The sequence below is a fragment of the Anaerovibrio slackiae genome (genome assembly GCF_009695585.1).
Classification (GTDB): domain Bacteria; phylum Bacillota; class Negativicutes; order Selenomonadales; family Selenomonadaceae; genus Anaerovibrio; species Anaerovibrio slackiae.
In genome coordinates, this window is the sequence record NZ_VUNR01000048.1 from 1 (window position 1) to 11,743 (window position 11,743).

Consider the following 11,743-nt stretch of genomic DNA (forward strand, 5'->3'; position numbering starts at 1 on the left):
CTGCCTGATGTAAATAATAAAGTACCGTGGGTCGCACGGGAATCTACGCCTGTGGAGAGTGTGTAAGTCGCCGCAGCTCTTTTGAGCTAGTAGTGCTGTACTCGCTGAAACAGGAAGCTCCCGCCTCCATAGGCGGGAGTACGTTCACTATCGCGTTCGCTCAGCAGGCATAATCCTGCAATACCCATATTTTATCATGTTTACAACATAAGTACAATATATAAGTTCTAAAAAATCAGTGGTATAAGTGTTAGCAATAACAGGTATTATGAAGTGACAATGTGGAATACTTGTTAGTTTGTGGTACAATATTTACATGAGAATAAGAAATAAGTAAAGGAGCAGGGAGAAGATGGCAACAGGTACGACAAATGTAGGTTTTGAGGAAAAATTGTGGCTGGCAGCTGATAAGCTGCGTTCAAATATGGATGCAGCAGAATATAAGCATGTGGTATTGGGATTGATATTCTTAAAGTATGTATCTGATTCGTTTACTGAGAAGTATAAAGCATTGAAAGCAGAGGGCTATGGTTATGAGGAAGACCGTGACGAATATACCGCAGATAACATCTTTTGGGTGCCTACTGATGCTCGCTGGGAAAATATTAAGGCACATGCAACCAGCACAGATATTGGCGAAGTCATTGATAATGCAATGGATGCCATCGAAAAGGATAATACGGCTTTAAAAGGTGTGCTTACAAAGAATTATTCTCGTCCGGAGTTGGATAAGACCAGGCTGGGTGAGTTGGTTACTCTTTTTACAAACATTGATGTTGGCACTACCGCTGCCCAGGAGAAAGATGTGCTGGGAAGGGTATATGAATACTTTCTCGGAAAATTTGCTTCTGCCGAGGGAAAGCTGGGCGGGGAATTTTACACGCCATCCTGCATTGTGCGTACTTTGGTTGAAATGCTGGAGCCATTTGAGGGACAAATCTTTGATCCAGCTTGCGGCTCTGGCGGTATGTTCTGTCAGTCTGCCCGTTTTGTCAAGGAACATCAGGGTAACATCATGGATATTTCTATTTTTGGACAGGAGAGCAATCCAACTACATGGAAGCTGGCTAAAATGAATTTGGCTATTCGTGGTCTTGAAGCAAATCTCGGCAAGCACAATGCAGATTCATTCCATGATGACCAGCATAAAACCTTGAAAGCGAATTACATACTTGCCAATCCGCCATTCAATATTTCTGATTGGGGCGGAGAGCGATTGCAGGAAGATATTCGTTGGAAATATGGTACTCCACCAGCTGGTAATGCAAACTTTGCCTGGCTTCAGCACATGCTGCATCACTTAAATCCTGTTGGCGGTGTTGCAGGTACAGTATTGGCAAATGGTTCTTTGAGCACCACTACATCCAATGAAGGCGTTATCCGGACAAACATGGTTAAGGATGATGTGGTGGAGTGCATTGTTTCTTTGCCAGGTCAGTTGTTTTATACTACAGGTATACCTGTATCTCTTTGGATCATGCGCAAGGGCAAAACAGATGCAGCAAAAGGCAAGGTACTGTTTATTGATGCCAGAAATTTAGGGCACATGATTGACCGTAAGGTTAGGGAATTATCTGAGGAAGATATTCAGCAGATTGCTAAGACCTATCATAATTGGCGTCAGGGAAAAGAATATGAAGATGTAAAGGGCTTCTGTGCTTCGATAACACTAGAGGGTATTGAAAAGCAGGAATATATTTTGACTCCTGGCAGATATGTCGGTATTCCTGAACAGGAAGATGATGGTGAGCCGTTTGAGGAAAAGATGGCCCGCTTAACAACTGAGCTTTACGGATTATTTAAGGAATCTCATTCTTTGGAAGAAGCTATAAAGAAAAATCTTGCAGCTATTGGGTATGGTGAATAATATATTCACGATGGAGTAAGAGGGGGAGAATATGATTGTTAAGTTGAAAGATGTTTGCACTAAGATTGGAAGTGGTGCAACGCCTAAAGGTGGTAAAAATGCTTATAAAGAACGAGGTATTTCCTTGATTAGAAGCCAGAACGTTTTGGATTATGAGTTCTCACATGAAGGTTTAGCATATATTGATGAAGTTCAAGCAGCTAGATTGAATAGTGTAACAATAAAGCCTGATGATGTTTTGCTGAATATTACTGGAGATTCTGTGGCTAGAGTATGCATCGTTGATAATTCTATTTTGCCTGCAAGGATTAATCAGCACGTTTGTATAGTGCGTGCTGATAAGGATAAAATTTTGAGTTCGTATATTTTATATTTTCTCCAAATGAAGAAATTCGAATTATTGGCGCTTGCTTCTAGTGGGGCAACAAGAAATGCTCTTACTAAGGGAATGATAGAAAATTTAGAAGTAGATTTACCATCCTTAAATGAGCAAAAGAAAATTGTATCTTTATTAGATTTTATTGACAATAAAATTAGATGCAATGTTCGTATAAACAAGAATTTAGAGCAGCAAGCGGTTGTGTTATTTCGCTCTTGGTTTACTACATTTTGCTTATCTTCTAACAAACCTCGTGTAAACTCTGAGTTTGGAGAAATACCAGAGGACTTCGCAGTTGTTAAGGTAGGCAGTTTGCCTATGCTCGTAATAGACTATGTGGCCAATGGCAGCTTTGCGTCTTTAAAAGCAAATGTCAACCTATATCAAGAGCCAAACTACGCTTATTTCATCAGAAACACCGATTTGAAGTCGGGTTCCTTTAGCGTCTTTGTGGACAAGCATTCCTATGAGTTCTTATCCAAATCTACTCTATATGGCGGAGAGATAATCATTTCCAATGTTGGTGATGTGGGTAGTGTATTCCTCTGCCCGAAGCTGGATGGTCGCATGACCCTCGGAAATAACATTATTATGCTTAGACCAGAGGATGACCATTTGCGCTACTACCTTTATATTTGGTTTAAGTATCTCCAAGGTCAAGCGCTCATCCAGGGAATAAAAGGAGGATCTGCTCAGCCCAAATTTAATAAGACAGATTTCAAGAATACCTCTGTTTTGATTCCTCCAAAGGATATACTCACTCGATTCCATGAGACTGTAGCTCCAATGTTTGACATGATCTCGCAGAGACAAACTGAAAGTGCCCATCTTGCAGATTTACGCGATACATTATTGCCAAAGCTGATGTCTGGCGAGATCGATGTTTCAGATCTGAATCTTTAAGCTGCTAAATTCTTGTTTAACCTAAATACTCCCACCAACGGCGGGAGATAAAGCCAACGGAACTGCCGTTGAGTCGTTCTCTGGAAAATAAATTTGAAGGAGAATGACCTATGAAACAACAAATTATTTCCGAGGTGATGCAGCAAATGCTACCACACCTCGACAATGCCCAAATGCAGCAGTTGCAAAAGGTGCTTGAAAACACACTGTTTGGCTGCGAGATTACAGCACAGACAGAAAAGAAGGATACGAATGATAACCCAAAGCTGATAGACGCTTTTGTTTCAGCAAAGCGGATTGAAGGATGCTCAGAGAAGACTTTGAAGTATTATCGAACAACCATTGAAACGATGGTAGCTTCTACAGACAAAGGTATTCGTCATATTCAGACGGAAGACCTGCGTTCCTATTTGACAGATTATCAGAGCAGAAATCAGTCTAGCCGTGTGACGATTGACAATATCCGCAGGATTTTATCCAGTTTTTTCTCTTGGTTGGAGGATGAAGATTACATTCTGAAAAGTCCTGTTCGTCGCATTCATAAGGTGAAAACGGCGACTAACATCAAGGAAACTTATACAGATGAGGACTTGGAGAAAATGCGTGATAGCTGCACAGAACTTCGGGATTTAGCGATAATTGATATGCTTGCTTCTACCGGAATGCGTATTGGCGAAATGGTTTTGTTGAACAAAGCAGACATCAATTTTAACGAGCGTGAATGTGTAGTATTCGGTAAGGGGGATAAGGAACGCATTGTTTATTTTGATGCCCGGACAAAGATTCATTTGCAAAACTACATTGATAGCAGAACGGATGATAATCCGGCATTGTTCGTTACTCTGCGTTCTCCGCATGAGAGAATCAAAATTGGCGGTATCGAATCTCGTCTGCGTGAAATGGGTAAACAGTTAGATATACAAAAAGTCCATCCGCATAAGTTCCGAAGAACACTTGCAACGATGGCGATTGATAAAGGAATGCCGATTGAACAGCTGCAGCAGCTGCTTGGCCATAAGCGGATTGATACGACACTGCAATATGCGATGGTAAAACAAAGCAATGTAAAATTGGCACACAGAAAATACATAGGTTAGGATGGTGAAAATATGGCTGAATGGGTAATGAAAAAACTGAAAGACATAGCGGATTTTAATCCAAGGGAATCCCTTGCAAAAGGCGTAGTTGCCAAGAAGGTCGCTATGGACAAGTTACAGCCTTTTTGCCGGGATATACCGGGATATGAGCTGGAGCCATTCTCCGGCGGCACAAAATTTCGTAATGGAGATACGATCATGGCCAGAATCACTCCATGTTTGGAAAACGGAAAAACTGCAAAGGTCGCGGTTCTTGATGACGGAGAGGTTGGCTTTGGATCTACGGAGTATGTTGTGTTTCGCGCTAAAGATGGTATAGATGAGGACTTTATCTACTATTTGGTTTACAGTCCACTTGTTCGCGAGCCAGCGATAAAGTCGATGGTTGGATCATCCGGAAGACAGAGAGTTCAGACGGATGTAGTTCAGAATCTGGAGATAATGGTTCCGGATTATGAGGAGCAGAAACGAATATCCGGTATTTTGAAATCACTGGATGATAAGATTGCAGCAAATACGGAGGTAAACAAGAATTTAGCGGCTTAGAAGTTCACTTCAGAAACATCAAGTTCGCCGGACATTAGTTTCGGTAAAAGCGTATCTCTTGTGGTGGATAGGCTTGCATTTTCTTTTTCATTTGCCCATATTTTTGAAAACAATGGTGTAATAATATCCGTAAACGCAGACATTGTTTCTTTATCCGGAACAAGAATTTCGGTCTTTCTAAAATCAGGAACAGTAAGTTGCTGTTGTGTTGTTCCTGTTCCTGTGATATTAAGTTGCTTTAGGTATAAATATAGATACTTTGCACTGATTATTTCCGTATTGGGGATTAAAGTAACTAAACGGACAATAGGAACATATGGGGTATGGCGGATACACACAAAACCGATTGTACCTCGTGCAGACACGGTAACACTTTCATCATATATTTTGGGGGTGTTAGTGTAGCCGTATAATCCATTATCGCTTAAACCATTGGAGTAAATAGGGTACGGACATTCTTCCGTTTGAATTGCAGAGATAATCTTTGGTTTATCTCCTCCCGCTCCCATATTAGTTACCTCACCAAGCGAACTTATTGTCCAATTATCAGGTTTCGCACCGTTAAAATGAATAAAATCAACGAACCAAGCTTTGTAGAGAGCTTGCATTTGTTGCTCTAAATTCTTGTTTTACGCACACAACTTCTTGTTTCTAACATTGAATTATGAAATCCTTCCCAAGTTGGGAGCAAAGTGGAAATATCAAATTTTATAGAGAAATTGTGTTGTTTTTGAGGAAGTGAATAATTAAAAATGAGCAAATTAGTAATGGCAAATAAAGAATATAGAGAATGGATTACTAGTTTTTCTAAGGAATTCAAGACAAGCCAAATTCGAGCTACAATAAAGGTAAATGAAGAAATGTTAATGCTTTATTGGAAATTAGGAAAAGATATTTCTTCAATGAGTGAAAAATACGGATATGGTTCGGATTTCTACAAAATAGTTAGTGAAGATTTGAATAAATTATTACCAGAAATAAAATCATTTTCTCCAACCAACCTTAAATATATGCGATATTTTTATGAGTTATATCAATGTGCTGAGATTCGTCCCCAAGTTGGGGACGAATTGGTAACACATGAAGATACCATCAAATTTGAGAAAGATTTTAGCATAATTTTTAGAATTCCATGGGGACATAATAAACTGATTATTGATAAATGCAAAGGAAATATCGATAAAGCACTATTCTACGCTAGAAAGATACTTGAAAACAACTGGTCGCGTAATGTTTTACTTAATTTCCTTGACACAGATTTATATAATAGGCAGGGAAAAGCTATTACAAATTTCACCGATACGCTTCCAGCTATACAAAGCGATCTAGCACAGGAGATTACAAAAGATCCATATAATTTTGATTTCCTGACTATGCATGAAAGATACAATGAAAAAGAATTAAAGGATGCTTTGATTGATAAAGTTAATAATTTTCTCATTGAACTTGGTACTGGCTTTGCATATATGGGGCGAGAAGTCCGAATAGAAGTTGGTGAATCTGAGAAATTTATTGATATGTTATTTTATAACACAAAAAGGCATTGCTATGTTGTGGTAGAAATTAAAACGGGTAAGTTTGATTCATCCTATGCTGGTCAATTGGGCACTTATGTAGTAGCGGTTAATCATCAGTTAAAAACAGAAGCGGATAACCCTACATTAGGGTTGTTGATATGTAAGGATATGGATAGTGTGGAAGCTCAATATGCTTTAGAGTCTACTAGTCAGCCATTGGGTATTTCGAGTTACGAACTTTCAAAACTTGTGCCAGATGATTATAAAGGCAGTATGCCGACTATTGAAGAAATTGAAGCAGGGCTAGAAGATGCGTTCACATAAAATACCTGCTCCGATAAATGGCAAGTTATGTGCGTAAAATAGGAATTTGTAGGTGTGAATGATGAAAACTTTATATTTGATTGGTGGCACTATGGGAGTTGGGAAAACAACTGTGTGCCAACTGCTCAAACAGGATTTACCGAATAGCGTATTTCTTGACGGAGATTGGTGTTGGGATGCAAGTCCGTTCCAAGTAACCGATGAAACAAAAGCAATGGTGATGAATAATATTTGTTACTTGCTCAATAATTTTCTAAAGTGTTCTGCATACGATAATATCATTTTTTGTTGGGTGATGCACGAGCAGAGTATTATCGATTTCATACTTAAAAATCTTGATGCACAGAACTGTGATGTGAAATGCGTCTCACTTATAGCGGATGAAAAGACTCTGTGTGAAAGATTATCAATGGATGTAGAAAGAGGTATTCGTTCTGAAGATGTAATTGAGAGAAGCATAGCAAGAATACCGATGTACCAAGCACTCAATACCATTAAAATTGATACGAACGCCAAAACTGTGGCTGTGATTGCCAATGAGATAAAGCAGTTGTAATACTGTCAAATTTCAATTTCTGAGTTCAAAATATAGCAGAGCTGTTATGAAGAAGATGTTTAGGCGAAATATAAGGATTTGCTGATAATTAGGTGGGGAGCTGTCCTGCGATTGTAACTATTGGCAGGTAATGTGATGGGGGGAGAAGGCGGTGCCAATGCAAGGCACTGAGACGCGCCTCGGTGCGCGGCGGGTGATATGCCAGTGGCATATCACCCAGCACAAGACAACTGCAATACGTTGTCTTGTGCTGCGACGTCGCGAGCCGCAGGCGAAGCGTGAGTTTAGCATCCGCTAGGCGTGGATAGTAGCGCGAGCGTGCCTGCATTGGCATTGCCTCTCCGACCATTGGAGATTTGCTGTTATTTTTCAGACAGCTCCCCTGCACTAACTAATACTAATACTAATACTGATACTGATACTAATGCTAGTACTAGCAAAACATTTTTTCCGAAGTAATTGATATTGCTCCGAAGTAAAGATACATAAGCACCTATGTGAAAGGATGTGGCAGTAATGCCGATTAACGAAAACACGCTGGAGCAGGCAATCATCGCTGAACTCCAAGGTTTAGGCTACGAATATTTATATGGACCTGATATTGAGCGCGATTATCATGAGGTCTTATTAGAGGACTGCGTAAAATCTTCGTTTATGAGCATTAATCCGGGCATTACGATGGATATTCTCAATGAGGCATACAAGGCTATCAAAGATTTGGGCTTGTTGAGGCTAGAGGAACTGAACGCATCCTTTCATAAGCTGATGATTGAGGGAATACCTGTGTCTTATCAGCAACAGGGAGAAAACAGGACATTTAACGTCAAAGTAGTAGATTTTCTGCATCCAGAGAAAAACAATTTTAAGGTGATAAACCAATATACGATTATTGAGCATAAACAGAAGCGTCCAGATGTGATAGTATTTATCAATGGTATTCCCATGGTGCTGTTTGAGCTAAAGAATATGGCTAATAACAGTACAACTGTTGAGAATGCCTATAAGCAGATCAAGAATTATCAGCTGGATATACCATCTTTGTTTTACTACAATGCTTTTAATGTCATCAGTGACGGGATAGATACAAGGGTTGGCACTATTACCTCGGATTTCACCCGCTACATGGCATGGAAGTCGGAGAACGGGGAGAAGCCAGCAGAAAATGCTACTGACTTCTTTACAATCATGCTTAATGGCATGATGCCGCCATCCCGTCTGCTGGATATTGTGCGTAATTTTATTGTTTTTCAGGATATTCAGGGGAAGACTGTTAAAATCCTTGCCGGATATCATCAGTATTTTGCGGTGCGCAAATCTGTAGCCAGGACGAAAGAGGCGTTAAAAGCAAAAAGTCGCAAGGTGGGTGTAGTTTGGCATACCCAGGGCTCAGGCAAGAGTCTTTCTATGGTATTCTATGCAGGAATAATTGTCAGCGATTCGGAATTTGCCAATCCTACCTTGGTGGTGCTGACGGATAGAAATGACCTGGACAATCAGCTGTTCAATACATTTAGTGCCAGCTCAAAGCTTTTATTGCGCCAGGTGCCAAAGCAGGCAGAGAGCAGGGAACATCTTGTAGAGTTGCTGAAAGTAAAGGCTGGTGGCATCATTTTCACTACCATTCAGAAATTCTCTGAGGGCGAGGGGATTATCAACGACCGCAGCAATATTATTTTTATGGCAGATGAGGCACATCGCTCCCAGTATGGGCTTGATGGCAAGCTTGACCGCACTACTGGCGAATGGAAATATGGCATGGCAAAATACATGCGTGACGGATTGCCTAATGCTACGTTTATCGGCTTCACAGGTACGCCTATAGATTTGAAGGATAAATCTACCATTGAAGTATTTGGCGATTATATTGATGTGTACGATATGACTCAGGCAGTGGAGGATGGTGCTACTGTGCCTATTTACTATGAAAATAGGACTGCCAAGCTCAAGCTAAATGAAGAAATCTTACAAAAGATAGATCAGGAATACGAGAATATTGCAGAAGAAGCAGGTGAATATGTAGTTGAAAAATCTAAAGAAGACCTGACTTCTATTGAGGCTGTTGTGGGAGCCAAGGAACGGCTGGAAATGTTGGCAGATGATATTATTGCCCATTACGAAGACCGCCAATATGTACTCACCGGCAAAGCGATGATTGTCTGCATGACTAGGCGTATTGCCATCAATCTGTATAAGCTGCTTTTGGAGAAAAGACCATCATGGCAGGAAAAAGTCAAGGTTGTGCTTACGGCTAGCAACCAGGACCCGGAGGAATGGCATGACCTCATTGGCAATAAAGCATATCGGGATTCCTTGATGGTGGAGTTCAAGGATAATGCTAGTGAGTTCAAGATAGCTATAGTGGTTGACATGTGGCTCACCGGCTTTGATGTGCCATCAATGGCTACCATGTACATTGACAAGCCGATGAAGGGGCATAATCTGATGCAGGCGATTGCCAGAGTAAATCGTGTATACAAGGACAAAGAAGCCGGGCTGATAGTGGATTATATTGGTATGGTGGCGGATTTGAAGCTGGCGTTGAATCAGTATACCAAACGTGACCAGGATAAGGTGCCTGATGTTGGTTTGGCATATTCTGTGGCGATGGCAAAACTGGAAATAATGCGGGACTATTTCTATGGCTTTAGCTATATGGAGTTTTTTGGTGATTCCGATGTGAAAAGATTAAAGATTATTGCGGATGGTGTTGATTTTGCACTTGGACTGGAAGACGAGGAAATAAAGGGAATAGTTAGGGAAACTACGGCATTGGGGCAGGCTGAAACCTTGTGCCGCAGCATGCTGGATGACAGGACTAAGCAGGAAATTGAGTTTTTTAAGTGTGTAAAAGCTGGTTTATGCAAAGTGGCTGGCAGAGGAAAGATTACCGCTAATGAAATTAATGCCAGAATTGTCAAGATGCTGGAACAGGCAATTGAGCAGGATGGCGTGTTTAACATTTTTGCGGAGACAGGCAAGAAAAATCCGGAAATATCGTTGCTCTCAGAAGAATACATGAAGCAGATTCGCAATATGAAACACAAAAATCTGGCAGCGGAAATGCTGAGAAAATTGTTGGTTGATAATATCAAGGTGCTATCAAGAACTAGCGTGGTTAAATCCCAGCTGTTTTCTGAAAAGATGAAGACTGTGCTTAACAGGTACAATAATCGTATGATAACCAGTGCAGAGGTTATTGAGGAACTGTTGAATTTGTCACAGGAAATGACCGATTCCTTTAATGTTGGGCAGAACAAGGGATTATCTACGGATGAATTGGCGTTTTATTATGCTTTGTCAGCCGAGCCGGAGGTATTGCGCAATATGGAGGATTCTGTACTGGTAGAAATGGCGCAGGAACTTACGGCTTTAATTCAGAAGAATAGAACTGTGGACTGGGATAAGAAACAATCCGCCAGGGCTTATATGCGTGTACAGGTTAAGCGTTTGCTCCTCAAATATAAATATCCGCCGGAGCAGGCAAAGGCAGCTATTATTACTGTGATTAAGCAGGCGGAGCTCATGAGTGCAAACATAGCAATATAAGAGAAATGGTCTACAATGTATGTAGAGATGTGAACACAATACAATGTAAAGTGATATTTGGAGCGTGAGAATATGAAAACAGCTTTAACAATAGCAGGCAGTGATTGCAGCGGCGGGGCCGGGATACAGGCGGATTTGAAGACCATGCTGGCCAACGGGGTGTATGGCATGAGTGCCATTACGGCACTGACGGCGCAGAATACGACAGGGGTAGCGGCGATTATGAATGTGACGCCGGAGTTCCTTGGGCAGCAGCTGGACTGCATTTTTACGGATATTTTCCCGGATGCGGTAAAGATAGGCATGGTTTCCGACAAGGATTTAATCAGGATGATAGCCGGAAAGCTCAGGCAGTATCAGCCGAACCATGTGGTGGTGGACCCGGTGATGGTGGCTACCAGCGGGGCACGGCTGATTGCTGACGATGCGGTGGAGGTACTGCAGCAGGAGCTGTTTCCCCTGGCAACTGTGCTGACGCCCAATATCCCGGAGGCGGAGGTGCTCTGGGGCGAGAGAATTGCCAGCAAAGAGGACATGGAAAAGGCGGCAGGGGAAATCGGCAGGAAATACGGCTGCGGCGTTCTCCTGAAGGGCGGTCACAGCATCAATGATGCCAATGACCTCTTGTATAAGGATGGGGAATTGACCTGGTTTGACGGGAAGCGCATTGATAATCCCAACACCCATGGGACGGGCTGTACCCTGTCCTCCGCCATTGCCAGCAATCTGGCCAAGGGCTGCGGGCTGTCGGAGTCTGTCAGGCTGGCCAAGGAGTATATTTCCGGGGCACTGGCAGATATGCTGGATCTTGGCAGGGGCAGCGGCCCTATGAATCATGGCTATGCGTTGAAATGACTTTTCTTTTTGTCAGGGTTATGTGTTATAATCCCATCTTTGACAGTTGTTAAACTAAAAAAGGTCTATCAAGACAGTATTTATGCGGCTTGATAGACCTTTTTGCTTCGTAACGATATATAGTATTTTTTATCTTCCCTTACTTTTTTTCTG

Annotated in this window: 9 protein-coding genes; 8 read left to right on the forward strand and 1 reads right to left on the reverse strand. The window is 41.5% G+C overall.

The window, feature by feature from the left end:
• Nucleotides 1–352 precede the first annotated feature (352 nt).
• From FYJ84_RS13955 to FYJ84_RS13970, 4 genes are all read left to right on the forward strand, one after another.
• Nucleotides 353–1,867, forward strand: coding sequence for a type I restriction-modification system subunit M (locus tag FYJ84_RS13955; protein WP_154408203.1), 1,515 nt, complete (start codon nt 353–355; stop codon nt 1,865–1,867).
• 31 nt (nt 1,868–1,898) lie between these two features.
• The gene (locus tag FYJ84_RS13960; protein WP_154408204.1) at nt 1,899–3,149 is read left to right on the forward strand and encodes a restriction endonuclease subunit S; all 1,251 of its coding nucleotides are present in this window, start codon (nt 1,899–1,901) and stop codon (nt 3,147–3,149) included.
• 110 nt (nt 3,150–3,259) lie between these two features.
• Nucleotides 3,260–4,246 carry a site-specific tyrosine recombinase/integron integrase gene (gene xerA / locus FYJ84_RS13965; protein ID WP_154408205.1) on the forward strand — a complete coding sequence of 329 codons (987 nt, stop codon included), beginning with the start codon at nt 3,260–3,262 and terminating at the stop codon, nt 4,244–4,246.
• Between the two features lie 12 nt (nt 4,247–4,258).
• Nucleotides 4,259–4,792, forward strand: coding sequence for a restriction endonuclease subunit S (locus FYJ84_RS13970; RefSeq protein ID WP_205764284.1), 534 nt, complete (start codon nt 4,259–4,261; stop codon nt 4,790–4,792).
• Here FYJ84_RS13970 and FYJ84_RS13975 read toward each other — a convergent pair.
• A complete protein-coding gene (locus FYJ84_RS13975; protein ID WP_154408206.1) occupies nt 4,789–5,400 on the reverse strand; it encodes a restriction endonuclease subunit S in 612 nt (203 codons plus the stop codon). The two genes, FYJ84_RS13970 and FYJ84_RS13975, sit on opposite strands and share 4 nt — an antisense overlap.
• 159 nt (nt 5,401–5,559) lie before the next feature.
• Here FYJ84_RS13975 and FYJ84_RS13980 point away from each other — a divergent pair, with 159 nt between their 5' ends.
• The 4 genes from FYJ84_RS13980 (at nt 5,560) to thiD (ending at nt 11,590) form a co-directional block, all read left to right on the forward strand.
• The gene (locus tag FYJ84_RS13980) at nt 5,560–6,633 is read left to right on the forward strand and encodes a PDDEXK nuclease domain-containing protein (RefSeq protein WP_235901516.1); all 1,074 of its coding nucleotides are present in this window, start codon (nt 5,560–5,562) and stop codon (nt 6,631–6,633) included.
• A gap of 61 nt (nt 6,634–6,694) precedes the next feature.
• Complete coding sequence (locus FYJ84_RS13985; RefSeq protein ID WP_154408211.1) at nt 6,695–7,189, forward strand: AAA family ATPase; 495 nt, start codon at nt 6,695–6,697, stop codon at nt 7,187–7,189.
• A 516-nt stretch (nt 7,190–7,705) separates the two neighbouring features.
• Complete coding sequence (locus tag FYJ84_RS13990; RefSeq protein WP_154408208.1) at nt 7,706–10,735, forward strand: type I restriction endonuclease subunit R; 3,030 nt, start codon at nt 7,706–7,708, stop codon at nt 10,733–10,735.
• 72 nt (nt 10,736–10,807) lie between these two features.
• Nucleotides 10,808–11,590 (forward strand): bifunctional hydroxymethylpyrimidine kinase/phosphomethylpyrimidine kinase, encoded by a 783-nt coding sequence (gene thiD / locus FYJ84_RS13995; RefSeq protein ID WP_154408209.1) that lies wholly within the window; start codon nt 10,808–10,810, stop codon nt 11,588–11,590.
• Nucleotides 11,591–11,743 lie beyond the last annotated feature (153 nt).

What these genes read in the sequence shown, in the direction of transcription:
- FYJ84_RS13970 (WP_205764284.1), top strand. Translation starts at nt 4,259, where the DNA reads ATGGCTGAATGGGTAATGAAAAAACTGAAAGACATAGCGGATTTTAAT.
- FYJ84_RS13990 (WP_154408208.1), top strand. Translation starts at nt 7,706, where the DNA reads ATGCCGATTAACGAAAACACGCTGGAGCAGGCAATCATCGCTGAACTC.
- FYJ84_RS13975 (WP_154408206.1), bottom strand. Translation starts at nt 5,400, where the DNA reads ATGCAAGCTCTCTACAAAGCTTGGTTCGTTGATTTTATTCATTTTAAC.
- xerA (WP_154408205.1), top strand. Translation starts at nt 3,260, where the DNA reads ATGAAACAACAAATTATTTCCGAGGTGATGCAGCAAATGCTACCACAC.
- FYJ84_RS13960 (WP_154408204.1), top strand. Translation starts at nt 1,899, where the DNA reads ATGATTGTTAAGTTGAAAGATGTTTGCACTAAGATTGGAAGTGGTGCA.
- FYJ84_RS13955 (WP_154408203.1), top strand. Translation starts at nt 353, where the DNA reads ATGGCAACAGGTACGACAAATGTAGGTTTTGAGGAAAAATTGTGGCTG.
- FYJ84_RS13985 (WP_154408211.1), top strand. Translation starts at nt 6,695, where the DNA reads ATGAAAACTTTATATTTGATTGGTGGCACTATGGGAGTTGGGAAAACA.
- FYJ84_RS13980 (WP_235901516.1), top strand. Translation starts at nt 5,560, where the DNA reads ATGGCAAATAAAGAATATAGAGAATGGATTACTAGTTTTTCTAAGGAA.
- thiD (WP_154408209.1), top strand. Translation starts at nt 10,808, where the DNA reads ATGAAAACAGCTTTAACAATAGCAGGCAGTGATTGCAGCGGCGGGGCC.